The organism is Sulfurimonas hongkongensis (assembly GCF_000445475.1).
Classification (GTDB): domain Bacteria; phylum Campylobacterota; class Campylobacteria; order Campylobacterales; family Sulfurimonadaceae; genus Sulfurimonas; species Sulfurimonas hongkongensis.
The window spans coordinates 1-26479 of record NZ_AUPZ01000017.1 but is presented as its reverse complement, the minus strand read 5'-3'; the positions used below and the strand labels follow the sequence as shown (position 1 = coordinate 26479).

Here is a 26479-nt window from a genome sequence, read left to right as displayed (position 1 = left end):
CAGCTAATATCTCCTTAAAGTAAAAACAGTAGTAGTGAGACAATAAGCCCAAGAGTTATCATAACTACTTGATTTGCCATTTTTTGGACCATATTTATAAAGCTACTATCTTGGCTAATACTCTCACCTAAGATGACAAGCCCAATATCTACGCCATTTATATCTCTTATGATTGTTGAGTTTAAAAAGTACTCTTTATCAGATATATAATTTTCCTTAGTGAGGTCTTCTAAAGTTTTATCATCAAGGGCACTAATATATGAAACTATTTTGTTGCCATGCATCTTAATATTTACTATGTGGTTTTTTCCTATATCACTATAGACACCATCTCTGTTTTTTAGTGATAAAAAGGGCAACATTTTCTTATCTAGTAAAAAGGTAAACTCTTTAGCTCTTCTATCAAAACTGTTCTTTACAGAGTAGATGCTCTCTTTTGCTTCAACAATACCAATGACCACATTATCTTTAATGATGGGCGAGAGATATACATAAAAAACACCATCAAAGAGAACTTCTATACCAAAGATATTATTTTTAGTCTGCAAGGCAGAGACTACGGAGCTACGAAGTTTCTCAGTAGTGTTTTGTGCGGAGTAAAACTTAACACTAAGAGTGTTTTGATTTTTTTGAGTTAGTTTTGCTTGTATACTTTCTTCTATCTTTGTAATACTCACAATGTTGTTATCTTGTAGGGCTTGGATAAGAGTTGTATCGTAAGAGGCAAGCATTGAGATCTCTTGAAGTTTTATCTCTTGTAGTTTTTCTAAATCTTTATATGTTTGAACAAACTCTTGAGTTTGACTAGCATAAACCTCTTTTGAGATGTTGTCTGTTGTACTTACTAACATAAATAAAGCTAAGCTTATCCCAGCACAAGCTACAATAAAAACGGTTGTAAACCACAATCTTTTGTTTTGCTTCAATTTAGTCATTAAATTGTTAAGCATCTTTATAAAGCCAAACACTACTCTAATCCTTTTTTGAAGTTGTTAATTTGACACTCTTCATATAGTTTCCTTGGGGCTAATTCATCTTGCTAAAATCTATATCTTAATTTTCTTTTAAACATAAATGTTAAAAATAGTCATTATTGTATCTAAAATGTTCTTATAATTGATAAATATCTCTAAAAAACACTATCTAGTGCTCAGTTAAAGCTCTGTATTTTATATCTTTCATAGGTTTTAGCAAGTAGTGGAGGATAGTTCTTTTACCTGTGAGTATATTTACATTTGCTGTCATTCCTATTAGTATGGGAGAGTCATCATCAAACTTATAGTTATTTGCTCTTACTTTTATGGTGTAAAAGTTTCCACCTTTCTCATCAGTTGAACTATCAGGCGATATACCTATGAGCTTACCCTTTACAAGACCGTATTTTGAGGACTCATAGGCTGTTATCTCTATAAAAACATCTTGACCAGGGTAGATATAAGCTCTATCCGCTGTGTTTATCTTAGCCTCTATCATCAACTCATCTTCTAGAGGTGATATCTCAGCTATGGTCTCACCAGATTTTACAATTCCACCAATAGTGTTATAGTTTATTTTATTTACTATTCCTTTAGTGGGGCTTGTAACTGCTATCCTTGTGTTTCTATCAATATCTGTTTGCATAAGCTCCTGTAGCTTTTTTATCTCAATTTGAACTTCACTGTTTTCTTGAAGAAGCTTAGACCTAATGTCAAGTTTTTTAGAGTTTATCTTGTTAACAAACTCCTTTATTTCTGTTTTTAAAACTGGTATAGTGTATCTTGTCTCTTGTAGCTGAGTGTAGAGTTTTTGTTTTGCGGATAGACTTTGTAGATACTTCTCTTTGGATATTGCACCTTTTTTACTAAGTTCATCTTGGATTTTCATATTTTGCTCTGCTAAGTTATACTCCATAGAGAGATTTTCTAGTCTTACTTCAAGCTCTCTTAATTGAGCCTTTTTTTGGTTAAGTTGCTCTTTTAAAATCGATAATTCTGAGTCATCTCTTCTCTTTTGAGACTCAAATATAGCAATCTCATTCTCTATAATATGAGGGATGCTCTCATAAATATCTTTATCGAAAGTCAACTCTTTTTCATCTTGGAGTAGGGCAGTTATTCTCTTTAGTTTGGCTTGATATGCTGTGAGTTGTATGATGTTTTCTTTCTGTTCTGATATAAAGTACTGGTTTTTAATTCTAAATAAAACCTGACCTTTTTTAACAACATCTCCCTCAGCAACTAAAATATCAGTGATTATCCCACCTTCTAAGTGTTGCAGGAGCCTAGTCTGCCCTGATGGGATAACCTTCCCAACTCCCTTAACACTCTCATCTATCTCAGCATAATAAGACCAGACTAAAAAAACAGTTATAAAAACAATGATAGGAAGCACAAAAAAACGATAGTTCCAACTTCTCTCTTCTAGGTATCTATAGCTCATTGTGTACCTTTTGGCTGGTTTCTAAGCGTCTCTAAAACTTTGTCTCTTGGTCCATCAGCTACAACTCTTCCCTCATTTATAACTAAAATCCTATCTACTAGTTCCAAGGCTGCTAATCTATGTGTGATAACTATAAGAGTCTTGTCTGTCCCTAAGCCACTTTTTAGTTTATCTATAAGCCTTTTTTCTAGTCCAATATCAAGCCCCGAAGTAGGTTCATCTAAGATTAGCATTGCTGGTTGTGAGGCTATTGCACGGGCTAGTGAGACCAAATGTCTCTGCCCAACTGAAAGATTTGAGCCTCTTTCGCCGACTTGAAAAGCATCACCTTTGCCAGATTTTTTAATCAAATCACCAAGTCCAACAAAGTTTACTATCTCTAACATTCTCTCTTTACTGATTGGGCGAAAAAGCTCTATATTCTCTTTTATAGTAGCATTAAATAAAAATGGCTCTTGAGGCATGATGCCGATATTTTGACGAATTTCTACTGGATGAATAGTAGAGATATCATGGTTATCAAGATAGATAGAACCAGATGTTGGCTTATATAGTCCCATCAAAAGATTTAGAAGTGTGCTTTTTCCAGCACCAGTTTGACCTATGATGCCAACTCTCTCGCCAGCTTCTATCATAAAAGAGACATTGTCAATGGCTTTATGTTTGCTCTCATCAAAAGAAAAGGAGACATTTTTAAACTCAACTCTTCCTTTGAGATTTCCAACTCCAGACTCAGCACTCTCTTTGTCTTCCGTTGGTTTTGACATAAACTCATCTATGCGATCTATAGACTCACTCATCTCTTTTACTCTAATAACAATGGCAGATAGACTAACTATAGGCACCATTGCGCGACTAGCAAGCATTGTAACGGCGATAAGTGCTCCAACACTTAAGTTCTTCTCTGATATCTCAAAAACTCCTAAAATAACGACAATAATGACTACAAGTTGTAGCAAAAACTGAGAGACATTCATAGAGAGTGTATGAAGAGACTGTATCCTCATCCCAATGCCATCAGCGAAAGCTACAATATTTCTCCAAAGATGCAATCTTGTGGGAGTTGCGTTGTTTAGTTTGATACTCTGCGTTCCTTGTATAGACTCATAGATAAAGCTATATTTTAGTTGAAGGTTCTCAGAGCTATTTTTACTCAGTTTTGAGATGGGTTTTTGCATTAAAAAATTAAAAAGTATGATAAGGACTGCGAAGATAAAAGGCACAATGGCAATAATAGGCGAGAGAAGATAGATAACTAAGATAGCTATTATAAAAAATGGAAAGTCTATGATTTGAACCATAGACTTGTTTGTAAAAAAATCACGAACCAGCTGGAGTTCTTTAAAAAGATTTGCTTTACTTCCTGACATATATTTGTCATGCTCTGTATCTATAAGCATCATCTTTCGCATCAACTCTTCTTCCCAAAAGAGTCCTAAATCTTTTGAAACATTCTCTATAATGTGGCTTCTTGCATACTTAAGTATGATGTCAAAGATAAGAATGAGTAGAGTTCCACTAGCTAAGACAAAGAGCGTCTCATAAGCCTGATTTGGCACAACTCTGTTGTATATATTCATAATAAAAAGAGGAATAGCAAGGGCAAAAATATTTATAAATAGTGTAAGTATCGCTATCTCAACATATACTCTCCAGTTAGCACGAAGAGGCTCATAAAACCAAGATTTCTTTTCATCTGAATCCATCTGCTTTATATGGTCTGTATCTCTAAATATAAGGAGTGCTTTTTTGTATAGCTTAAGCCCATCAAGGCTAATTTCAAGCTCTTTGTTGTCTGTAGGGTTGAGTATAGTAGCTCTGTCTTTTGTTTTTTTGAGATATACTAAAGGGTTGTCTTTAGCATCAAAGATTATGCAAGGAAGAAAGCTAGTTTGAATAGCATCGGCTTTAATTTCTCTTTGAAGCACGTTTAGTTTAAAACTTTTTAAAACCTCTTTTGCATGAGGTATATCAAAAACATCACTTTTTATAAAAAAAGCACTTATGCTTTTAAAACTAACATCTCCAAAATAAAAATCTAGCACATGCTTAACGCATTTTAACAATGGATCTTTTTTTAAAGTATCTTCTGTTAGCACTGTTGTTTATGTCCTGTTCTTTTAGTTAGTAGTTATTGTATCTAAAAGTAAAGTAAACTTTGATTATTTTAGTCACAATTGATTGCTATAAATATCTTTGATGAAAGTTTTTTTAAACTAATACCAATCTCACTTTGGATACAATCACGAAAATATTTTAAAAATATAAGTAGGATTTGATATGCAAAAAGCAAATATTGAAGGAAAAGTTTGGACTTTTGGAGGAGATATTGACACCGATTTAATAATCGCTGCACGTTATCTTAGTACATCAGTTCCAGAGGAGTTAGCAAAGCATGTTATGGAAGATGCAGATCCTGATTTTGTAAAAAATATGAGCGTAGGCGATGTTATAGTAGCAGGTGAAAATTTTGGTTGTGGAAGTTCACGTGAACACGCACCAATAGCACTAAAAGCAGCAGGTGTAGCAGCAGTTATAGCTCCAACTTTTGCAAGAATTTTTTATAGAAACTCTTTTAATATGGGGCTTCCTATATTTGAACTCAAAGAGAGTGACCAGATTTCACAAGGAGACAGCATAAGCGTGGATATGAACAACGGAACTATCACTAATAAAACTACAAATAAAACATATAACTTTACTCCTATACCTGAGTTTATGCAAGAGCTTATAGACGCTGGTGGTCTGATGAATTATGCTCAAAACGAAATAAAAGGTAAGTAATGAAAAAGTATAAAATAGCACTTATAAAAGGTGATGGGATAGGTCCTGAGATAGTAGATGAAGCTGTTAAAGTCTTAGACGCAGTTGCTTCTTGTAGTGATTTTAGTTTTAGCTATGAAGAGGCTCTGATGGGCGGTTGTGCTTATGATATTGCAGGAGATCCTCTACCAAAAGAGACTATAAATATCGCACTTAATTCAGACGCAGTCCTTTTTGGTGCTATCGGCGGAGAGAAATGGGACACGCTTCCTCGCGAAATGAGACCAGAGAGCGGACTCTTAAGGTTTAGAAAAGAGTTAGGTGTTTATGCAAACCTACGTCCAGCTGTTGTTTATGATGAGCTTATAAATGCCTCATCCCTTAAAGCATCAGTTGTAAAGGGAGTTGACCTTATGGTTGTTCGTGAACTAATTGGTGGAATCTACTTTGGAGAGCCAAAGGGTAGAACAGCAGACAAGGGTTGGAACACTATGGTTTATACTCGTGATGAGATTGTACGCATCGCCCATCAAGCTTTTAAAATTGCAATGCAGAGATCTAAAAGAGTTTGCTCAGTTGATAAAGCAAATGTTTTAGATGTTTCTCAACTTTGGAGAGATACAGTCATAGAAGTCGCAAAAGAGTACCCAGAAGTAGAACTTAGTCATATGTATGTAGATAACGCTGCAATGCAACTCATACGAGATCCAAGACAGTTTGATGTAATGTTAACTGGAAATATATTTGGAGATATACTGAGTGATGAAGCAAGTATGCTCTCAGGCTCTATCGGGCTCCTGCCATCGGCATCAGTTGGAGCAAAGATAGGCGTTTATGAGCCTATCCATGGCTCAGCACCAGATATAGCAGGTCAAGGTATTGCAAACCCGATAGCTACTATTGCATCTGCGTCTATGATGTTAAGATATGGACTTGATGAGATTGCAGCAGCAAAAAAGATAGATGATGCTATTAAAAAAGCACTAAGTGAGGGTTATAGAACTCAAGACTTAGCTCAGTTTGATGCTAAAGAAGTCTGCTCTACTAGCGAAATGGGTTCTATCATCGCTAACTATATAGTTAGATAAAGACTTTAGATGCAGACTCTCACACTAGCCAATATCTATGAACTCCAAGGCTTAAAAGAGGATGCTTTGGAGATTTATAAAAATATCTTGCAAAAAGATCCAACAAATAGCGAGGCTAAAATCGCTATGAAAAGGCTTCAAGGCCAGAGAAAAAAGTTTTCAGATCTAAATACACAAATGAGAGATTTTTTTGTAAAGATGGAGGCTGATGTTGAGTTTAAAGAGTTTGAAAGGTGGTTACTAAAGTCATGGAATTAAAAGATGTAATACTATCAACTTTAGCAGAGATGGAAGATAATGAGACTACAAAAAAAGTTCTCAATAGCTCCATAGAGGTTAAAAAGGTTCAAAGTAAAGATGAGCTAAAGAAACAAACACTCTCATCATCTCCAATAATAAAAGAGAAAAAAGAGTCAGAGCAAGAGATTCAGAAAACTTTTAAAGAAATAGAAAACAGTGATGACTCTGTTTCTATGGAGAGTGAAGAGTCTTTTTTAAACTCTCTTAGAGAGCGAATGTTAGTTCTTTTTGAGGGATTTCAAGCACCAAATAACACGGGCATTGATGCAAAAGTAGATATGACTCTGAACTTTTTAGAGTATGTATTAGCAAACATAGACCTAAGAAAAGAAGAGATTAAAAAAGGAAAACAAAGGTGAGTCAATATAGAGTTTTGATAGATGCAAATGATGAGATGGGACTAGTTCATAAAATATCTAGTGTTTTTTTTAGCCACAACCTAAATATGCTCTCAAACAGTGAGTTTGTGGATAAAGAAAATAATAAATTTTTTATGAGAAGTGTAGTTGATGGAGAGATAGATTTTAAAAGCTTAGAAGCTGATCTCATAAAAACGTTACCAAGTGATGCAAATATAAAACTAATAGACCCTAAAAAGAAAAACATTATCATTATGGCAACAAAAGAGCTTCACGCATTAGGAGATATCCTTATAAGGTATGAAGCGGGAGAGCTAGATGCAAATATATTAGCAGTTATCTCAAACTACGATGAGCTTGAATCTTTAGTAAGTAGATTTAAAATTCCATATATCACAGTTTCACATGAGGGTTGCCAGAGGCTTGAACATGAACAAAAGATTATGAAGTACATCGATAGTTTTAGTGATGTTGATTATATAGTTTTAGCAAAATATATGCGCATCTTAACTCCTAGATTTGTTGAGGCTTATGAGGATAAAATCATCAATATTCACCACTCATTTTTACCAGCTTTTATAGGTGCAAATCCTTACAAACAAGCCTACAACAGAGGTGTTAAAATCATCGGTGCAACTGCACACTTTGTAAATAATAACCTTGATGAGGGCCCAATCATAGCTCAAGAAGTTATCCATGTGGACCATGCTTATAACTGGAGAGATATGCAAAGTTCAGGAAGAGATGTTGAAAAAGTAGTCCTCTCCCGTGCTCTAAAATTAGCACTTGAAGATAGAATCTTTGTGTATGCTAACAAAACTGTCATCTTTTAATGAGATACACTAAAATGAGCAAAGCCCATTTCAGCGGCAGGGACTCTAGTCCCTACAACCCCCTAAAGTTACAAAAACAAGTTTTTGAGATGTGCTAAGGATGGTAAAATTTAATTTAGTTTTGGTAAATCCACAAATCCCTAACAATACAGGTGCAATAGGGCGACTTTGCGTAAATGCAGGTGCATCTTTGCATATTATAAAACCCATAGCTTTTGAAATAGATGAAAAAGCAGTAAGACGGGCTGGACTTGACTATTGGAGTAAGCTTGATCTGCATGTTTGGGAAAATATTGATGAATTTTTTCTTAATAACAAGATAACAAACAATGCTCACTTTGCTACAACAAAAACAGATAGACCATACTTTGAGGCCGAGTTTAAAGAGGGTGATTTTATCTTTTTTGGAAGTGAAACCGCTGGAATAGATGAAAAAATCCTAAACAGATTTAAAAGTCAAACCATAACTATACCCATGACAAATGATGGAAGAAGTTTAAACCTAGCAATAAGTACAGGCATAGTTTTATACGATGCCATCAGACAAAACTACACTAGCTTTAAGGAAGTATAATGCACCCAATCATAGATACTATTATGGTTATTCTTTTTGTTATTTTTATGATATTTATCTTTGGAGGCTATCATAAAAATAAATCTGCTCAAAGAGAAGCCGAATTTAAAAGAAAAGAAGAGAACAAAAAAAGTGAGATAAAAGAGACTAAAAATTAACTTAGAAAATCTTACTCGCTAAAAAACCAACATAACTTTCAAATCGTTCAAATAAATCTTGTGCAATTTCAATTTTCATAACAAATCCTTTATATAATTTATAAAATAATACACAATTTTACAAGTTTTATATAAAAGTATGACAAATTGCAAAATATACTTTGACATAATGGCAAAAACTTAGTATAGTGTTAAAAAATCTAGGAGACATGACATGAAAAACTTTTTAGATATTGTTGAAGAGATAAAGAGTATCATCTCAGCAGAAGTTGGTTCAAAAAAGATTTTTGATAAAGATGTAGCGGATGTTTTAGGGGTTTCGCAGATGAACTTTGCAACTATGAAAAAGAGAAATAAAGTCCCATTTGGTGAACTTATGGATTTTTGTGCAGTAAGGAAGATATCTATAAACTGGATGCTCTATGGTCAATCACCTGAGAGTTTGGTAGAGGCCACTAACAAGTTTTACATGGTTAGGTATCTAAGCGAGGTTAATGCATCTGCTGGTGGTGGAGCTGATATACAGTGTGAAGATATAGAAGAGTTAGAGATTCCTGAGAGTTTTGTGGCTATTTTAGGTGGAGAGAGCGAGCTTAAAAACATAGAAGCTCTCAATGTTACAGGCGATTCTATGGAGCCAACTTTTAGCTATAATGATATCGTTTTTATAAATAGAGCAAAGACTGATTTGCAAAGGGGTGGAATCTTTACTATTAGAACAGAGGCTGGACTTTTTATAAAAAGAGTTCAAAAACGTATAGATGGTAAGATAGATATAATTTCTGACAATCCAGTCTACTCAACACAAACACTAAACCCTAACGAGATAGAGGTTTTAGGTAGAGTTGTTAGTAGATTTGGGGATGTTGATTAGGATAGAACTTTGAGATATATTGTTTTAGTTATAGTTAGTCTTTTTTTTATCTCTTGTGCAACAAAAGAGAGTACACTTGTAAAGTCTGAGAAAAAGAGTAAAAAAAACATAGAGATATATGAAGTATCAAACATCCCTCAAGATGTGGAATTTTTCACAAAAAATGCACCAAAAGATAGAGAAAAAGAGAGTGTTCAATCTCAATATGAAAAGTACTATTTTAGCGTGTGGAATTATGAAAAGCCTAGAGCTTCTCTTGAGAGTATTAAGTGGCCACTTAGAGTTTACGGAGTAAAAAATAGTTATGCAGAAAATTTTCATCCAATAAGTCAAGAGTTTTTTGATGAGATGCAAGAAAATTCAAACTTTGATGAGTATGGTTCTCTTAATGCTAACGCAATAACTCTAAGGCATGTAGATATGAGAATTTTTCCTACATCAAAACCACTACTAAAAGATCCAAACTTAGCTGGAGAGGGTTTTCCGTTTGATTATTTGCAAAACTCAACCCTTGGTGCTAATAAACCTCTTTTTGTATCTCACTACTCAAAAGATAGGGAGTGGCTTTACGCTTTTAGCAGTTTTGCCTCAGGTTGGATAAGGTCTAGCGAAGTTGTTTTCTTAAATAAAAAGCACACAGATGCATGGCAAAAAGCACAGCAGATATTTTTCATAAAAGACAAGCAAGCAATATACGACTCAGAGGGAAATTTTCTTTTTTCTTCAAAGCTAGGAACTCTTTTAGCCCTTATTTCTGAAGAAGAAGATTATTTTATAGCACTAGCCATCTCTTCATACAAAAACTCAAAACCACTGTTTGAGAGAGTGAAAATCTCAAAAACCATTGCAAAAAAAGAGGTATTAGATTTAGATAGAGACTCTCTAAGAGCTGTTATGAGTGAAGTCTTTAAAGATAATTATGGCTGGGGAGGTATGTATGGGCAAAGAGATTGTTCATCTATGCTAAGAGATATGTTCGCTCCTTTTGGTATCTGGCTCCCTAGAAACTCAAAAGAGCAGGCTAGAATAGGTGAAGTTATTAGCTTAGAAAATTTGAGCGATGATGAGAAAATCTATACAATAATAGAAAAAGCTATACCTTTTGAGACACTTTTATACATAAGCGGTCATATAGTTCTTTATGTAGGACTTTTTGATGATGAGATAATTGTTTTTCATAACACTTGGGGTGTAAAAACCATAGAAGATGGAGTTAAGGGTAGGGCAGTTATTGGAAAGACTATCTTTAGTACGTTAGAGTTTGGAAATGATTTACCAAACTATGACAAAGAGTCTAGCATACTAAGAAATCTAAAGAGTATGAATATCTTAACACGCTAGATACAAAATCATTTAAGCTTTTATATCTAGGAGCGAGCCTAGCATCTCATCTTGTGTTTTTATAGAAGTTACATTTGCCGCAGTTGCACTTTGGACTACTAACTGATCTGGAATCTCTTTAGCTAAATCTGTTTGACTCTTTATAGAACCAGTATCATCAGCCACTCTAGTATTGGCAGTAATTAAACTACTGTTGCTTGACATTCTTGTATCTGATGGAACAAACTTGTCTGTGTTTACATTTGCTATATTGTTAGCGTTTGTATTCATCATGCTTTGATGAGCGGTTATTGACGAGATATTGTTTGAGATATTCATGAAAGCTCCTTTTTTATCTTTACAAAGACTATTTGGTTACATTTCTCATTATAGTCTTAGTTTTCTAAAAGTTTGTTTATAAGTATAAAGTAGATAAAAAGCACATCTGAGATGGAGTATCAGATGGGCTTGAGGTTTTAGTGAAGCTCAGAGTTTAATTTTATCTCTTTAGTTGAGCGAGAAGCTGTAATCTCTCCAGTTAAAGAATTTTGTCTAAAATGAAGACCATTTAATCCTGCTAAATGTTTAGCTTTAAAAACTTCGCCCTGCATGGTTAAACCCTTGTTTACTTCTTGTATTTTAACTAATTCTTTTGGATATATTCCAACTTTAGTTCCCTCTAGTATTGCTAAGCCTGCATCTATAATACATCCATCTCCTAGTGGGATACCACAAGTAGAGTTTGCGCCTAGAAGTGTGTTTTTGCCAATGGAGATAGGGTTACCATCAGTTCCACTAAGTACTCCAAGTATTGACGCTCCACCACCTATATCAGAACCATCACCAACGATAGCAGAGCTAGAGATTCTTCCCTCGATCATGACAGAACCAGTTGTTCCAGCATTAAAATTTACATAAGAAGCTCCCGGCATTACTGTAGTTCCAGCTGCTATTTGAGCACCAAATCTTACTTTTGAAGTCTCCAGTATCCTAGTGTTATCTTGTGGGATGATATGCTGTAAAAATCGTGGAAATTTATCTACAAAGTCTATATGAGGATACTCATTTGCAAGTTTTAACTCTATCTCAAACTCTCTTAAATACTCAAGCTCTATTGGTTGCCCATTTGACCATGCAACATTAGGCAGTGCACCAAAAGCACAATCTAAGTTGATGCTTCTAAGCTCAACTTTTGCTTGGCTAATCGCATATAGCTTTAAGTAAGTAGCCTCAACACTTTTTAGTGGCTCATCTCTAAAGATAAATGTTACTTTAAACTCGCCCTCTAAAGAGCCGCTATTCATTATCTGATTATAAAGTGCTGAGACAACTTGAATGTTTTTATGTGCATCTCCATAGGCTTCATCAGAGTAGGGTGTAAAAGAATTTAAACAACTCTTTAAAAAAGCTGTATTTATATCGCATACAACTTCACTCTCACTAAAGTCTACTTCTATACCCTGCTCACTTAGTGCTTTTATAAAGATAGCCGCACTACCAAAATTTTCATTCCAGTTAACTATAGGATATGTAGCTTGAAGTGTTTTTTGTATGTTTATCTGACCTAAATCGACCCTTGTTATACCAAAAGCTATTGGATCTTTGTAGTTTGGGATACTCTCTTTTATATTTTTTATCAGCGCTTTAAAGGCATCTGTTGTTTGCAGTATTTCCATAGTTTCTCTCTTTATATTTTGTTAAAAAGATTATACTAAAAAAAACTACTAACAAAATTTATATATCATATATTCTAGGTTATAATAACTTTGAAATTTTAAGATAAAAAGAGAATATGGTGCATAATTGGATAAAAATTTTAAAAAATAATGATTTTATAGGTGCTAAAAAGTATATAAAGAGTGGCGCAGATGTAAATGATGCAAATGATACTGGAGAGTCAGTCCTAGCTTGCGCTATTAGAAATAGATGCGATATGGATTTGTTAATGCTACTTATTCAAAATGGTGCAGACATTTATGACTTTGATGATGAGGGTGTTAGTATCTTTGATATGTCCGTGAGTTATGACAATATTGATATAGTCAATTTTTTATTAGAACAAGGTATAGATGTAAACTCTACAAACAGAAAAAGTAGATTTACTCCTCTTATGGCAGCTGTATCTTATGGTCGCATAGAGATTGTAAAACTTCTTTTAAAGCATGGTGCAGACAAAGAAGCAGTAGATGCTAAAGGGTTCTCTTGTATAGATTTTGCAAGAAAGATGAATAAAAAAAGTATGCTAGTTATACTAGATTATGATGAAAATGCGCCAAAAAACAAGGCTTACGCAAGATAGTTTTTATCTGTTTTTGTAGTAGTGGTACCGATGGCCGGACTCGAACCGGCAAGCCGTGAAGCGGTTGATTTTGAATCAACTGAGTTTACCAATTTCTCCACATCGGCTAGTAAAAGAAGTGAGAATGATAGTGATATAATCCTTAAAAGTAAATAACTTTTGGTCGATTGTAGGCTATGGAACTTTTATTGCTTTGAGCATAGCTATAAAGAGTTTATAAGAATAGCAGTAAACGGAGGTGCGTTATGCGAGTTACATCTAGTATGTACTATGAAAGTCTCTATGGAGCAAACAATTCCAAACTTAGCAAGGAGCTCTTTGATGTAAATAAACAGATAGCATCAGGGCTTAAAATTCAATACGCAAAGGATGATGTTAGAACATTTGCTGAGACTATGAGACTCGATAATGAACTCTCAACTATTGGGCAGATTAAAAAGAGTACTCAAAGTGGATATAAGCTCTCAAACCAAACAGATGTTGTTTTAAATGAGTTTGGTACCACCATGGATAAAATGAGAACACTCTTAATTCAAGCTGCAAATGATGCTCAGAGTGACACCTCTTTAGATGCTATAGCAAAAGAACTTAGAGTTATAGAAGATCATCTAAAAAATCTATCAAACACGTCTATTAATGGACAATATCTCTTCTCAGGAACCGCGGTAGATATAAAACCTATATCCGATGATGGAACTTACAATGGTAATGATGGCTCACTAAAGGCATTTTTAGGCTCAAATTCACAACAGCAGTACAATATTTCAGGTGATGATCTCTTCTTAGGAGAGGAAGTTTTAACCAAAAGGACTATTACTACCAATGTGATGCAATCAAATTTAAGCAAAAAGTATGATTTTGCCAGTGGAGCTGACAATGAAACACTACCAACACCACTAAAACAGAGCGATACTATTCGTGACATGATGGGAGATAATGACAATAGTTCAGTCCCTGCAAATGATCACTATTTTTACATCAGAGGTACTACAAGCAGTGGTGAAGCAATCAAGTCAAAAGTCTCTATGCAGGATGATGATACTATAGAAGAACTACTAAAAAAAATAGGTGAAGAGTTTGGAAATACACCTAATCTAGATGTTGTAAATGTTAGCTTAAATGATAATGGGCAGATTGTTATAGAAGATAAAATAAAAGGCTCTAGCAAACTTGATTTTCACATGGTTGGAGCAGTTGATTTTACTGGTGGAGCTGCTGCGGATGTAGTTGATATAGATGCTTTAGATGGTGGAGAAAATGATTTTAATAAAATTATGAATGGGACAAGCACAAATCCAAATCTATATGTAAAAGAGTTTATTAAATCTGGTTACACTCCTGCTAATGGAGCTGCTTCAAATATAGAAGGATTGGTTTATGATAGAACTGCTTTTGATAAAAAAGGTTCTAGCTTAACATCAAACATACCTCAGATAGTAAAAAATTATAATACTTCAACCACACCACCTACGAAATTAACACAAAATGCTTTTGCAACACCATCTACAAAGATATCTGATGTAGCAGATTTATCACAAGGAACTGCTGATACTCTAGATGGAACTCAGTTTACTCTCAGTGGAACAAATGTAGCAGGTGGTGCTTTTACTGCTCAAATAGACTTTGCAAGTGCTGGTTCAACATTTTCACTAGATGGAGGTGTTACAAACTATGATATTTTTGACATGAGTAATCCTAGGGTTGCTGTTGATGCTGATGAGATGACATATCAGCAGCTGATGGATGTTGTAAATATGGTTGTAACTAATAATATTCCAACCTTAAACACCGAAGCTGATTATGATGCAAAAGCAAGTGACTCTAAATTGCAAGGAGATACTTTTTTAACTTATGATGGAAAGATAAAGTTTGAAGAGATAGGAACTGCACATACAAATGCAACTCTCTCTATGTATGATTCAAATAGTGATGATTTTGCAATAGGTGCAGACTCTTCTGTTTTATCGTTTAACTCAAACAACGCACTTACTATTACTGATCCAAAAACAGACTTTTTTAAAGAGATAGATGAGATGATCACGGCAGTTGAAGATCATAAAAACTACCCTGATGCATCAAGAGGAAGTCTTAGAAGTATAGGAATAGAAAACTCCATAGCCAAAATGGATGAACTTCAAGAACATGTAACAAGAACACACTCAAAGGTAGGTTCTCAGTCAAATGCACTAACACTCTCACAAGAGAGAGCGGAACTCTTAGAGATAAGCACAATGACTCTTCGCTCATCTGTGATAGATACAGACTTAGCTGAGGCCTCTCTTACTTTAACTCAGTTACAGTTAAACTATGAAGCAATGCTCTCAACTATTGGAAAAGTTTCAAAGTTAAGTCTTGTAAATTACTTGTAAACTAGTGTGCATTTTTTATTGCATATTGCCAAAAAAGTTCCTTAGTGGAACAATTTTGGCTATACTTCATCTATAATAATCATCCACATTTTAAAGGCAACTCGTTTTGAAAGAGACTCTATTTATCATCACATTTGGAATATTAATCTACCTAGGTTTTGCAACCATTTTTGGAGATAGCGGGCTAATGGGCAGTTATGGCTCTATCTTTGCATCTTATAATCAAAAATACTTTGGATATGTCTCTTTTGTTTATATTTTAGTTCTGCTCTTTCCTCTTTATTATGTTTATAGAGATACATCTTATAGTCTTAGAAAACTAGAGCTAGCTTTAGCGTCCTTTTTGATATTTTCATCATTTCTTTTAGCTCAAGCTATACTTATAACTGATGAGTTAAGGGGAGTTGCAGGTGGCGAGTTTGTTGACTTTCTAGCTCCATATATTGGACTTTTTGGGCTTTGGGTGTTTTGGTTTATTATCACTTGTGTATCTGTTCTTATGTTTTTAGATAAAAGCATATATGAGATAGCATCAAGTATCTCTAAGATGTTTAAAAGCAAAATAGAAAAAAAAGAGTGTGTAGAAGAAGATGACTATAGCATCTATGATGAACCAAGCTATACAAGAGAGAGTTTTGATAAAAATACAGATAAACAAAACAAGACAGAAGAACTTAAAAAAGATGATACAGTTTTTCAAGAAGCACAAAAAGAGATAGAAGAAAAAAAACTTGATAGTACGCCACAAAACATACTAGAGGTTGCAGCAAAGATAAAAGAGAAGAAAAATGCTTTAGTTGTTGATGAGTTAGAAGAAAACAGAAAACTTTTAGAGTCAATGGAGAGAGGTGAGGTTGAAAAGCCGAAAAATTTTATCCTCCCATCAGTAGATTTTTTAAAAAAAGTAGATGTAAAGTCTCATAGTGTTGATGAGAGTGAGCTTGATGATAAGATTCGTTATCTTATAGAAAAACTTGCTCACTTTAAGATTGAGGGTGATGTTGTAAGAACTTACGCAGGTCCTGTTGTATCTACTTTTGAGTTTAAACCAGCTGCAAACGTTAAAGTTAGTAAGATTTTAAATCTTCAAGATGACTTAGCTATGGCACTCTCAGCGGAGACTATCCGAATCCAAGCACCTATCCCTGGAAAAGATGTAGTTGGCATTGAGATACCAAATGAAACGGTTGATACTATCTACCTCAGAGAACTACTTGATTCTAAGCTATTTAAAGAGTCGGCATCTCCACTTACAATTGCTTTGGGTAAAGATATAGTTGGAAAACCTTTTATTACTGATCTTAAAAAGCTACCGCATCTTCTCATTGCTGGAACGACAGGAAGCGGTAAGAGTGTTGGAATAAATGCTATGATACTCTCGCTTTTATATAAAAACTCTCCAGACCAGCTAAGGCTATTGATGATAGACCCTAAGATGCTAGAGTTTTCTATCTACAATGATATCCCACATCTTCTTACCCCAGTTATCACAAAAGCAAAACAAGCTATTGTAGCTCTAAATAACATGGTCTCAGAAATGGAACGCCGTTATGAACTTATGAGTGAGACAAGAACTAAAAATATAGAAAACTATAATGAGAGAGTTAAAAAGGAGGGTGGTGAACACTTTCCTTACATAGTAGTTATTATAGATGAGTTAGCAGACTTGATGATGACAAGCGGAAAAGATGTTGAACACTCCATAGCTAGACTTGCTCAGATGGCAAGAGCCTCAGGCATCCACTTAATAGTAGCTACTCAAAGACCATCTGTTGATGTTGTCACTGGGCTTATAAAAGCAAATCTGCCATCTCGTATATCATATAGAGTTGGACAAAAAGTAGATAGTAAAATCATTTTAGACCAAATGGGTGCAGAGTCACTTTTAGGTCGTGGAGATATGCTCTTTACGCCACCGGGATCAACAGGACTTGTAAGACTTCACGCTCCGTGGAGTTCAGAGAGTGAAATAGAAAAAATCGTAGAATTTATAAAGTCTCAAAGAGATGCTAACTACGATAAGAGCTTTTTAGTAGAAGATGATGATTCAGATGCAAGCTCAAAAGGCGAAACATATGAGGAGTTAGATCCTCTCTATGAAGACGCAAAGAGCGTAGTTGTAACAGATAGAAAGACTTCTATCTCATATTTGCAAAGAAGGCTTCAAGTCGGCTATAATAGATCAGCTAGAATAGTAGAGCAACTAGAGGGCGAGGGCGTGCTATCTTCCCCAAATGCTAAAGGGGTTCGTGAGATATTATAGTGCCTAATCTAGGGGTGTTTTTATTTCACTCTATCTATCTATCTTGTAATGCAAAATAAAAATTTATAACTCTCTAGGACTTATCATATTTTCTGGCACTACCCACTCTTTAAACTGCTCTTCTGTTACAAGCTCAAGCGCTAAGGCAGCTTCAAGCAAAGTAGAACCATCTTTGTGAGCTTTTTTAGCTATCTTTGTAGCGTTATCATATCCTATATGAGAATTGAGTGCTGTTACAAGCATAAGTGATTCATCTCTTAGTTTTGCTATACGCTCTTCATTTGCTGTTATTCCTACTATACATCTTTTAGTAAAACTTTGGCATCCATCACTAAGCAAGCGGATTGATTGTAAAAGATTGTAGATCATAACTGGTTTAAATACATTTAGCTCAAAATGTCCATTTGAGCCTGCTATGGAGATAGTTGTATGATTTCCCATAACTTGTGCAGATATCATTGTTAGAGCTTCACTCTGTGTAGGATTTACTTTTCCAGGCATGATGGAAGAGCCGGGTTCATTCTCAGCTAGACTTATCTCCCCAATCCCACACCGTGGTCCAGATGCTAAGAAACGAATATCATTAGCTATTTTCATCATGCTAACAGCAGTAGTGTTTAAGGCTCCACTTGCTTCAACGATAGCATCATGAGCAGCAAGTGCTTCAAACTTATTTTCTGCGGTGACAAAAGCAATATCCATAGTTTTAGCAACCTGCGTGGCAAATGCTTTATCAAAACCTTTTATAGAGTTCATTCCAGTGCCAACAGCAGTTCCTCCTTGTGCAAGTTGCATAAGAGCAGGGAGTACGGCTTCAACTCTGCGAATAGAGTTGGCTACTTGTGCACTGTAACCTGAAAACTCTTGACCTAATGTCAAAGGCGTTGCATCTTGAGTATGTGTTCGACCTATTTTTACCAAATGCTCGAATGACTTAGACTTTTTATCTAACTCCTCATGCATATATTTTAAAGCGGGTAGTAGTTTGTTTATAATCTCTTCAACTGCTGCTATATGCATAGCAGTAGGAAATACATCGTTTGAAGATTGACCCATATTGCAGTGATCATTTGGATGAACTGGATCTTTAGAACCAATGACTCCACCTAGAATCTCTATGGCACGATTAGATATGACTTCATTTGCGTTCATGTTACTTTGAGTGCCAGAACCTGTTTGCCATACAGACAGGGGAAAGTGCTCATCAAACTTCCCCTCCATAACTTCACCGGCTGCTTCAATAATTGCTTCTGCTATCTTAGCATCTAAGAGACCAAAATCCATATTTACTTGTGCGCATGATTGTTTTACTATTGCTAAAGCTCGCACGAGAGATTTGGGCATCGTCTCTATTCCTATTGGAAAGTTTATAAGTGAGCGAGCAGATTGTGCACCGTAGTACATGTTTGAGGGCACTTCAAGCTTACCAAATGAGTCGCTCTCTTCTCTAAATAAGTTCATACTATTCTCCATTACTAATATATAAAGTACATAATAACATAAAAAGTTGTGTAAAAAAGTTCCGTAGAAGTTTCACTATGTTACTAAAGTTAACATATTGATTTAAATAAAACTAAAATATGTGTATTATAGTAACACTGTTTATTTTGAGCTTACTTATTAGGTTATAATCGTTGCAAATTAAAATATAGGACTAACTATGGCATTTATGCAAGATTATAAAGCACATGTAAATGAAAGAGAAGCACTAGGTGTTCCTCCTTTACCACTAAGTGCAGAGCAAACGGCAGAAGTTATTGAGCTTATCAAGAGTGATTGCACAGATGAACTACTTGAGTTACTTACAAATCGCGTATCTCCTGGAGTTGATGATGCAGCTTATGTTAAGGCAGCATTTTTAAATGATATTGCTAATGAGAGCGTTAAAGTAGATGCTATATCGCCTCAAAGAGCAGTTGAAATGCTGGGCATGATGTTAGGCGGGTACAATGTAAAGCCTATGATAGATGCATTGAAGTCTTCAAATAAAGATGTAGTTGGTGCAGCTACAAAAGCCCTATCACACACACTTCTTGTTTATGATGCGTTTAATGATGTAGAAGAGTTGCATAAAGCTGGCAACAAGGCTGCAACAGAGGTTATGACTTCATGGGCAAATGCAGAGTGGTTCACTTCAAAACCAAAACTCTCAGATAAGATTACAGTAACAGTCTTTAAAGTAGATGGTGAGACAAACACAGATGACCTCTCTCCTGCATCAGAAGCTTTTACTCGCTCAGACATTCCAGTTCATGCTAACTCTATGCTAACTGCTAAGATGGATGACCCTATAGGCATCATAACAGAGCTCAAGAAAAAAGGTAACACTGTAGCTTATGTTGGAGATGTTGTTGGAACTGGAAGTTCAAGAAAATCAGGCATAAATTCAGTTCAGTGGCACATGGGAGAGAGTATCAAGGGCGTTCCAAATAAAAAAACCGGTGGTGTGATTTTAGGTAGCACAATTGCACCAATCTTCTTTGCAACCGCTGAGGACTCTGGCGCTCTACCACTAGAGCTTGATGTTTCAGAGATGGAAATGGGTGATGTTATAGAGCTTTACCCATATAAAGGTGAGGCTCATAAAAATGGTAAGTGCATTGCAACTTTTAAGCTAAACCCTAACACTATAACTGATGAAGTAAGAGCAGGGGGGCGTATCCCTCTTATCATCGGTCGGGGGCTTACTTCTAAAGCTCGTAGTGTTTTAGGGATGCCTCAAAGTGATATCTTCTTAACAGCTGAGCAACCTGCTGATAATGGCAAAGGTTATACTTTAGCTCAAAAAATGGTAGGTCGTGCATCAGGACTAGATGGTGTTCGCCCAGGTATGTATGTAGAACCTGAGATGTCAACTGTTGGTTCTCAAGATACAACTGGACCAATGACTCGTGATGAGATTAAAGAGCTCGCAGCACTTGGCTTTAATGCAGACTTAGTTATGCAGTCATTTTGTCACACAGCAGCTTATCCAAAGCCATCAGATATAACTATGCATCACACCTTGCCAGATTTTATCTCAAACCGCTCGGGTGTAGCGCTTCGTCCAGGTGATGGAGTTATCCACTCATGGTTAAATAGAATGGTTTTACCTGATACTGTAGGAACTGGAGCAGATAGCCATACTCGTTTTCCAATAGGCATCTCTTTCCCAGGAGGCTCAGGGATAGTCGCTTTTGCTGCTGTAACAGGTTCTATGCCACTTACGATGCCAGAGTCTGTTCTAGTACGCTTTAGTGGAGAGATGCAACCAGGTATTACACTTCGTGACCTTGTAAATGCTATACCACATAAAGCTATTAAAGAGGGACTTTTAACAGTTGAGAAAAAGGGTAAGAAAAACATCTTCGCAGGACGCATTTTAGAGATCGAAGGACTGCCAACTTTAAAAGCTGAGCAAGCATTTGAACTCTCTGATGCATCTGCTGAGAGAAGTGCGGCAGCTTGTACGGTTCTACTAGACAATGAGCCAGTTATCGAGTACTTAAAATCAAATGTAACTCTACTAGAGTCTATGATAGAAGCTGGATATGAGGATAAAAGAACACTTCAGCGAAGAATAGACAAGATGAAAGATTGGTTAGCAAATCCTAGCCTAATGAAGCCAGATGCAGATGCAGAGTATGCAGCAGTTTTAGATATTGATTTAAATGAGATTAAAGAACCTATCTTAGCTTGTCCGAATGATCCAGACGATGTTGCGACGCTAAGTGAAATCTTAGCATCTGATAGACCTCACAAGATAGATGAAGTCTTTGTTGGTTCATGTATGACAAATATCGGTCACTATCGTGCTTTAGGCGAAGTGCTAAGAGGCGAGGGTCCTGTTCCTACTAGACTCTGGGTTTGCCCTCCAACTAAGATGGATGAAAAACAGTTAACAGAAGATGGATACTACGCTATATTTGGTGCAGCAGGTGCAAGGACTGAGATACCAGGATGTTCACTCTGTATGGGTAATCAAGCAAGAGTTGCAGATAATGCTATAGTGTTTTCAACTTCAACTCGTAACTTTGATAATCGTTTAGGTAAAGGCGCTCAAGTATATCTAGGTTCAGCAGAACTAGCGGCTGTTTGTGCGATTTTAGGTCGTTTGCCAACTGCCGAGGAGTATATAGAAAAAACTAAAAAGATTGTTGGAAAAGAGGGTGAGATTTATAAATATCTAAACTTCAACCTTATAAAAGACTATAAACTAGCTTAAGTTTTAAAAGATGGAGTTAAATCTCCATCTTTTAATCTCTGATAATATCAAAATCTAGTGGATACTTTGGTATAAAGATTTCTTGATTTATATCTTTGTTTTGCACTTGACTCTCAAATACAATTTTCACCCTGTTTTCAAATTCATCTATATATGAGATTGATTCAATAATCTCTTCGCTTGTAGTTATAGTAAATATTTTATTCTCAAAATTAGCTTCATACGTACCTTTTTTTATCTCTTTAGCATTTTTTATCATGTTAAAAAAATCCAAACTAGAGCCTATACTTCTTATAATGACTTGCTCTATCTCAGGCTCAACTATAATTACCTGATGGCTATTTATGAAAACATCTTTTTGAATAGGTTCTTTGTAGCTCCATAGTGCATTTTGTGGTTTGGAAGCACTTATGTGACCTTTATAAGTTAGAGTTTTACCTTTATCATCAGTAACACTTTGAGTAAAGGAAGCATCAAAAGAGTCAATCTTATCAAATGATGCAAAGCTAAGAGAGAAGCTTAAAAGTAGTATATATAAATGTTTCACGGAAGTTCCTTTTTTACAAAATTATATCTAAGGGCTTGTTTACATACTAGCTAGTCACAAAGTTTAAAATATAGCATTTTGGGATTTATGCTTATTATTATTATTAGTGTGTTAAAATGTCGCCAATTTCGATGATTGGAATGCACTAGTGTGTAACAATCTGTATATAAGGTTGAGGATGCTACAGGCATTAATGGGTAAGATCTTTGGTACTTCAAATGATCGCGAACTAAAAAAGTACGCTAAAAGAGTAAGAGATATAAATGCTCTAGAGGGCAAGTATGAAGCTTTAAGTGATGATGAGTTAAAAAGTGCATTTAACGAGTTAAGAAGCAGTGTTTTAGATGGTGCTAAGAGTTTAGAAGATGTTTTAGAAGACTCTTTTGCAATCACTAGAGAAGCGAGCAAGAGAGTCTTAAATATGAGGCACTTTGATGTCCAGTTAATTGGTGGTATGGCTCTGCATGAGGGTAGAATCGCTGAGATGAAAACAGGTGAGGGTAAGACACTTGTTGCAACTCTTCCTATAGTTTTAAATGCGATGACTGGCAAGGGTGTTCACTTAGTTACTGTAAATGACTACCTCGCATCAAGAGATGCTACTGAGATGGGAGTTTTATATAACTTTTTAGGTTTTTCTGTTGGAACTGTACTTGAGAGCAATTCTACGCCAGAAGAAAAGATAGAAGCTTACAAGTGTGATATTACTTATGGTACAAACAATGAGTTTGGATTTGACTATTTAAGAGATAACATGAGTTACTCAGCTGAACATATGGCTCAAAGAAATCACAACTTTGTCATAGTCGATGAAGTCGATAGTATTCTCATTGATGAAGCTAGAACTCCGCTTATAATATCAGGTCCAACAAACAGAACCCTAGAAGACTATAAAGTAGCTGATGGTATAGCTATGCAACTCAAAAAAGATGAGCATTTCACTGTTGATGAAAAAGATAAAGTAGTTCTTATAACAGAAGAGGGGATTACAAAAGCAGAAGAGCTTTTTGGTGTTGAGAATCTCTACAGTGTTGAAAATTCATCTTTGCCACATGCACTTGACCAAGCTCTAAAGGCGAACTATCTTTTTGAAAAAGATGTAGATTATGTTGTAAATGATGGCGAAGTTGTTATCGTTGATGAGTTTACAGGAAGACTTAGTGAGGGTCGTCGCTTTAGTGAGGGACTCCATCAAGCACTCGAAGCAAAAGAGAATGTTGAGATTAAAGAAGAGACTCAAACTCTAGCAGATATAACATTTCAAAACTACTTTAGAATGTATGATAAACTAGCTGGTATGACAGGTACTGCTGAGACTGAAGCTACAGAATTTGCACAGATTTACTCTCTTGATGTTGTCTCTATTCCTACAAATATTCCCATCACAAGAAAAGATCTTAATGACCTTATCTATAAAACAGAAAAAGAGAAGTTTGCAGCTGTGATAGAGACTGTTAAAAAGTTATCAAAAATAGGTCAACCTGTACTAATAGGTACTGCTTCTATTGAAAAATCAGAAGCTTTGCATGAAGTACTAAAAAAAGAGAAAATTGCACATACTGTTTTAAATGCTAAAAACCACGCTCAAGAGGGTGAAATCATCAAACACGCTGGAGCTAAAGGAGCAGTGACTATTGCTACAAATATGGCTGGTCGTGGTGTCGATATTAAAGTTAGTGATGAAGTAAAAGCTCTTGGAGGTCTTTACATCATAGGAACTGAGAGACATGAAAACCGCAGAATAGACAACCAACTTCGTGGTCGTTCAGGTCGTCAAGGCGATGCTGGAACTACTCAATTTTACTTATCACTTGAAGATAATCTCCTTCGCATCTTTGGTTCGGATAAGATAAAGTCTATCATGGAGAGACTTGGAGTTGAAGATGGAGAGTATATAGAGTCAAAAATGGTTACTCGTGCGGTTGAGAAAGCTCAAATGAAAGTTGAAAATATGCACTACGAGGGTAGAAAGCAGATAGTTGAATATGATGATGTAGCAAATGAGCAGAGAAAAATCGTTTACAAGTTTAGAAATCAACTCTTAGATAAAGAGTATGATATTCACTCAAGAATAGATGCTATTAGAGTTGAGTATATTAATAATCTACTTAATATTTGTGGTATCTTTGATGGTGGTGACAAGGATGATTTTAATCTTAAAAAAGTCTCTGAGATTTTAAAAGAAGAACTAAACTTTGATTTAGATGTAGAGCAACACTCATCTTTAGAGTTTGAAGAGCTTCATGATAAACTAGTAGAAATTGCAAAAAAATCTTATGATGACAAGATGAGCGTTTTAGAAGATGATATTCGCTCAGATATTGAAAGAGAGCTATACTTAAAGGAGCTAGATAGCGCTTGGAGAGAGCATCTTTACGCTATGGATAATATGAAAACAGGTATAAGACTTCGTGCATATAATCAAAAAGATCCACTAGTAGAGTATAAAAAAGAGAGTTTTAATCTCTTTGGAGAACTTATATCAGATATCAAGTTCAATACTATAAAAACCCTTCATATTATTCAGTTTAGAATGGACTCAGCTGAGGAAGAAGCAGCTAGTGTAGCACAACAGATGGAGATGCAAAGAAAATTTGATGAGGCAGCTATGATATTTAATCATTCGCAAAATCAAGAGGCTCAAACATCTGAGAAAAAAGTAGCTAGAAATGAGCCATGTCCATGCGGAAGTGGTAAAAAATACAAGCAATGCTGTGGTAAAAGTGGTCCCAAAAAGGGGGTATTTGCTGGAAACGGTATTTCTGCCTCTTGAGAGCATCACTAGTTCCTTATCTTGTCAAGCGTTTTCTTCGCTTTGACAAAGACCAGCCTTTTATCTTCTTATCTGCACTACTGGCTTTTTTAGGAATAACTCTAGGTGTAATGGTTCTTATTGTAGCTATGGCACTTATGAATGGTTTTGATAAAGAGTTTAAAAAGAAGCTTACCATTATGAACTATCCACTAACTATTATCCCAAAATTTTATGGGGCTGTTAATGAAGAGTTGCTCATAAAGATGCAAACAAAATTCCCACATCTTGAGTTTAGCCCCTATGTTCAGTCTGCTATTATGGCTAGAAATGGCTCAAAACTAGAGGGTGGATATATCTTTGGTGTAAACTTTGAAGATGAAGCAAAGGTAAATAGTGTTTTAGCAAAAGCAATAACAAAGGGGCAGTTTTCAAAATTTGATGTGCTTGTTGGAAAGAGTTTAAAAGATGAGTTCAACCTATATATTGATGATAAGCTTATGTATATTTTTACTCATGTGGAACCAGGTGGACTCTCTGTTACACCAAAGATAAAGCGTTTTAAGATAAAGGGCATTTTTGATTCAGGTCTTAGCGCTTATGATAAAGCCTATAGTTATACTACACTCTCTTCTATGCAAGCGATGCTAGGACTCTCATCTAGCCAATATGATGGGATTCACATATACTCAAACGAACCTCACAAAGATATTTTAAAAATCAAAGAATTTTTGCCAGTTAGTGTGAGTGTAAAAGGTTGGTGGGAAGATAATGTTAACTTTTTTGCAGCCTTAGAACTTGAAAAAGCCTCTCTTTTTATAGTGCTTATGCTTATAATTTTAATAGCAGCAATAAACATCATATCCTCTTTGCTTATGACTGTGATGAATAGAAGGAGTGAGATAGCTCTTCTTCTCTCACTAGGTGCTACGACAAAAGAGATCAAAAAAATCTTTTTGTATCTTGGCATAGTTATAGGAGTGAGTGGCATTTTAGCTGGAATAGCTTTTGGGATGAGCGGTTTGTGGATTTTAAGCACTTTTGATATTGTCTCTCTACCAAAAGATGTATATCCTACAACCACACTTCCACTAGATTTGAGTCTTAAAGACTTCTCTCTTATAGTTGTTGGTGCATTTGTGATTGTGATTGCATCTTCATACTATCCTGCAAAAAAGGCTAGCGAGGTAGATATTCTTAGAGTTTTAAGAAACGAGTAGCCTTTACTTTTCTTCTTCATCCTCAAACATTTTAAATGGCAGAAGAAGAGTCCGCTTTATAATGTTTAAGGGAGCTACTATTATATCTTTTGCTATAAGAGAGCTAACTTTAGGATCAGTTAGCTTACCGCTTACCTT

General features: G+C 35.4%; 22 protein-coding genes and 1 tRNA gene. 15 read left to right on the top strand and 8 right to left on the bottom strand.

Features of this window, described 5'->3' with window-relative positions:
- Positions 1–14: 14 nt before the first annotated feature.
- The 3 genes from M947_RS22250 to M947_RS22240 form a co-directional block, all read right to left on the bottom strand.
- Entirely contained in the window at positions 15–968 is a 954-nt protein-coding gene (locus tag M947_RS22250) for a hypothetical protein (protein WP_021288373.1), read from the bottom strand.
- Between the two features lie 175 nt (positions 969–1143).
- Complete coding sequence (locus tag M947_RS22245) at positions 1144–2418, bottom strand: HlyD family type I secretion periplasmic adaptor subunit (protein WP_021288372.1); 1275 nt, start codon at positions 2416–2418, stop codon at positions 1144–1146.
- Positions 2415–4517 carry a type I secretion system permease/ATPase gene (locus M947_RS22240; protein WP_021288371.1) on the bottom strand — a complete coding sequence of 701 codons (2103 nt, stop codon included), beginning with the start codon at positions 4515–4517 and terminating at the stop codon, positions 2415–2417. The genes M947_RS22245 and M947_RS22240 overlap by 4 nt, the downstream gene beginning before the upstream one ends.
- A 181-nt stretch (positions 4518–4698) precedes the next feature.
- Between M947_RS22240 and M947_RS22235 the strand changes: the two genes are divergently transcribed.
- The 9 genes from M947_RS22235 (at position 4699) to M947_RS22200 (ending at position 10708) form a co-directional block, all read left to right on the top strand.
- Positions 4699–5202, top strand: a complete 504-nt coding sequence (locus M947_RS22235) for a 3-isopropylmalate dehydratase small subunit (RefSeq protein ID WP_021288370.1) — start codon at positions 4699–4701, stop codon at positions 5200–5202.
- Entirely contained in the window at positions 5202–6269 is a 1068-nt protein-coding gene (gene leuB, locus M947_RS22230) for a 3-isopropylmalate dehydrogenase (RefSeq protein ID WP_021288369.1), read from the top strand. Before M947_RS22235 ends, leuB begins: the two co-directional genes overlap by 1 nt.
- A gap of 9 nt (positions 6270–6278) precedes the next feature.
- Positions 6279–6527, top strand: a complete 249-nt coding sequence (locus M947_RS22225) for a tetratricopeptide repeat protein (protein WP_021288368.1) — start codon at positions 6279–6281, stop codon at positions 6525–6527.
- Entirely contained in the window at positions 6518–6928 is a 411-nt protein-coding gene (locus tag M947_RS22220) for a CiaD-like domain-containing protein (protein ID WP_021288367.1), read from the top strand. Before M947_RS22225 ends, M947_RS22220 begins: the two co-directional genes overlap by 10 nt.
- Complete coding sequence (gene purU, locus M947_RS22215; RefSeq protein WP_021288366.1) at positions 6925–7761, top strand: formyltetrahydrofolate deformylase; 837 nt, start codon at positions 6925–6927, stop codon at positions 7759–7761. The genes M947_RS22220 and purU overlap by 4 nt, the downstream gene beginning before the upstream one ends.
- A 100-nt stretch (positions 7762–7861) precedes the next feature.
- A complete protein-coding gene (locus M947_RS22210; protein WP_031348153.1) occupies positions 7862–8335 on the top strand; it encodes a tRNA (cytidine(34)-2'-O)-methyltransferase in 474 nt (157 codons plus the stop codon).
- The gene (locus tag M947_RS23560) at positions 8335–8493 is read left to right on the top strand and encodes a DUF3149 domain-containing protein (protein ID WP_021288364.1); all 159 of its coding nucleotides are present in this window, start codon (positions 8335–8337) and stop codon (positions 8491–8493) included. Before M947_RS22210 ends, M947_RS23560 begins: the two co-directional genes overlap by 1 nt.
- A 214-nt stretch (positions 8494–8707) precedes the next feature.
- Positions 8708–9367 carry a LexA family transcriptional regulator gene (locus tag M947_RS22205; RefSeq protein ID WP_021288363.1) on the top strand — a complete coding sequence of 220 codons (660 nt, stop codon included), beginning with the start codon at positions 8708–8710 and terminating at the stop codon, positions 9365–9367.
- A gap of 9 nt (positions 9368–9376) precedes the next feature.
- Positions 9377–10708 carry an SH3 domain-containing protein gene (locus tag M947_RS22200; protein ID WP_021288362.1) on the top strand — a complete coding sequence of 444 codons (1332 nt, stop codon included), beginning with the start codon at positions 9377–9379 and terminating at the stop codon, positions 10706–10708.
- 12 nt (positions 10709–10720) lie between these two features.
- On the opposite strand, the gene M947_RS23720 is transcribed toward M947_RS22200, so the two are convergent.
- The gene (locus M947_RS23720) at positions 10721–11026 is read right to left on the bottom strand and encodes a flagellar basal body rod C-terminal domain-containing protein (RefSeq protein ID WP_021288361.1); all 306 of its coding nucleotides are present in this window, start codon (positions 11024–11026) and stop codon (positions 10721–10723) included.
- A 137-nt stretch (positions 11027–11163) separates the two neighbouring features.
- The gene (locus M947_RS22190; RefSeq protein ID WP_021288360.1) at positions 11164–12363 is read right to left on the bottom strand and encodes a tetrahydrodipicolinate N-succinyltransferase N-terminal domain-containing protein; all 1200 of its coding nucleotides are present in this window, start codon (positions 12361–12363) and stop codon (positions 11164–11166) included.
- Between the two features lie 119 nt (positions 12364–12482).
- Between M947_RS22190 and M947_RS22185 the strand changes: the two genes are divergently transcribed.
- Positions 12483–12986, top strand: a complete 504-nt coding sequence (locus tag M947_RS22185; RefSeq protein ID WP_031348151.1) for an ankyrin repeat domain-containing protein — start codon at positions 12483–12485, stop codon at positions 12984–12986.
- A gap of 22 nt (positions 12987–13008) precedes the next feature.
- Here M947_RS22185 and M947_RS22180 read toward each other — a convergent pair.
- A tRNA-Leu gene (locus M947_RS22180) sits at positions 13009–13093 on the bottom strand.
- A gap of 138 nt (positions 13094–13231) precedes the next feature.
- On the opposite strand from M947_RS22180, the gene M947_RS22175 reads away from it, so the two are divergent.
- Together M947_RS22175 and M947_RS22170 are read left to right on the top strand one after the other, a co-directional pair.
- Entirely contained in the window at positions 13232–15355 is a 2124-nt protein-coding gene (locus tag M947_RS22175) for a flagellin N-terminal helical domain-containing protein (protein ID WP_021288358.1), read from the top strand.
- Positions 15356–15461: 106 nt separating this feature from the next.
- On the top strand, positions 15462–17618 hold the full coding sequence (locus tag M947_RS22170) for an FtsK/SpoIIIE family DNA translocase (RefSeq protein WP_021288357.1): 2157 nt from the start codon (positions 15462–15464) through the stop codon (positions 17616–17618).
- 63 nt (positions 17619–17681) lie between these two features.
- Here M947_RS22170 and fumC read toward each other — a convergent pair whose 3' ends face one another.
- Entirely contained in the window at positions 17682–19079 is a 1398-nt protein-coding gene (gene fumC, locus M947_RS22165) for a class II fumarate hydratase (RefSeq protein ID WP_021288356.1), read from the bottom strand.
- Between the two features lie 199 nt (positions 19080–19278).
- On the opposite strand from fumC, the gene acnB reads away from it, so the two are divergent.
- Entirely contained in the window at positions 19279–21822 is a 2544-nt protein-coding gene (acnB, locus tag M947_RS22160) for a bifunctional aconitate hydratase 2/2-methylisocitrate dehydratase (protein ID WP_021288355.1), read from the top strand.
- A 31-nt stretch (positions 21823–21853) separates the two neighbouring features.
- Here the strand turns inward: acnB and lolA are convergent, their stop codons facing one another.
- Positions 21854–22369, bottom strand: a complete 516-nt coding sequence (lolA, locus tag M947_RS22155) for a LolA-like outer membrane lipoprotein chaperone (RefSeq protein ID WP_021288354.1) — start codon at positions 22367–22369, stop codon at positions 21854–21856.
- 178 nt (positions 22370–22547) lie between these two features.
- Between lolA and secA the strand changes: the two genes are divergently transcribed.
- Together secA and M947_RS22145 are read left to right on the top strand one after the other, a co-directional pair.
- Positions 22548–25142 carry a preprotein translocase subunit SecA gene (gene secA, locus M947_RS22150; RefSeq protein ID WP_021288353.1) on the top strand — a complete coding sequence of 865 codons (2595 nt, stop codon included), beginning with the start codon at positions 22548–22550 and terminating at the stop codon, positions 25140–25142.
- Positions 25139–26341, top strand: a complete 1203-nt coding sequence (locus M947_RS22145; protein ID WP_021288352.1) for an ABC transporter permease — start codon at positions 25139–25141, stop codon at positions 26339–26341. Before secA ends, M947_RS22145 begins: the two co-directional genes overlap by 4 nt.
- Positions 26342–26479: the final 138 nt, after the last annotated feature.

Excerpts from the sequence above, each read along its gene's own strand:
- M947_RS22235 (WP_021288370.1), top strand. The coding sequence starts at position 4,699 with ATGCAAAAAGCAAATATTGAAGGAAAAGTTTGGACTTTTGGAGGAGAT.
- M947_RS22245 (WP_021288372.1), bottom strand. The coding sequence starts at position 2,418 with ATGAGCTATAGATACCTAGAAGAGAGAAGTTGGAACTATCGTTTTTTT.
- M947_RS22175 (WP_021288358.1), top strand. The coding sequence starts at position 13,232 with ATGCGAGTTACATCTAGTATGTACTATGAAAGTCTCTATGGAGCAAAC.
- M947_RS23560 (WP_021288364.1), top strand. The coding sequence starts at position 8,335 with ATGCACCCAATCATAGATACTATTATGGTTATTCTTTTTGTTATTTTT.
- M947_RS22190 (WP_021288360.1), bottom strand. The coding sequence starts at position 12,363 with ATGGAAATACTGCAAACAACAGATGCCTTTAAAGCGCTGATAAAAAAT.
- leuB (WP_021288369.1), top strand. The coding sequence starts at position 5,202 with ATGAAAAAGTATAAAATAGCACTTATAAAAGGTGATGGGATAGGTCCT.
- fumC (WP_021288356.1), bottom strand. The coding sequence starts at position 19,079 with ATGAACTTATTTAGAGAAGAGAGCGACTCATTTGGTAAGCTTGAAGTG.
- acnB (WP_021288355.1), top strand. The coding sequence starts at position 19,279 with ATGGCATTTATGCAAGATTATAAAGCACATGTAAATGAAAGAGAAGCA.
- secA (WP_021288353.1), top strand. The coding sequence starts at position 22,548 with ATGCTACAGGCATTAATGGGTAAGATCTTTGGTACTTCAAATGATCGC.
- M947_RS22225 (WP_021288368.1), top strand. The coding sequence starts at position 6,279 with ATGCAGACTCTCACACTAGCCAATATCTATGAACTCCAAGGCTTAAAA.
- M947_RS22210 (WP_031348153.1), top strand. The coding sequence starts at position 7,862 with ATGGTAAAATTTAATTTAGTTTTGGTAAATCCACAAATCCCTAACAAT.
- M947_RS22205 (WP_021288363.1), top strand. The coding sequence starts at position 8,708 with ATGAAAAACTTTTTAGATATTGTTGAAGAGATAAAGAGTATCATCTCA.
- M947_RS23720 (WP_021288361.1), bottom strand. The coding sequence starts at position 11,026 with ATGAATATCTCAAACAATATCTCGTCAATAACCGCTCATCAAAGCATG.
- M947_RS22220 (WP_021288367.1), top strand. The coding sequence starts at position 6,518 with ATGGAATTAAAAGATGTAATACTATCAACTTTAGCAGAGATGGAAGAT.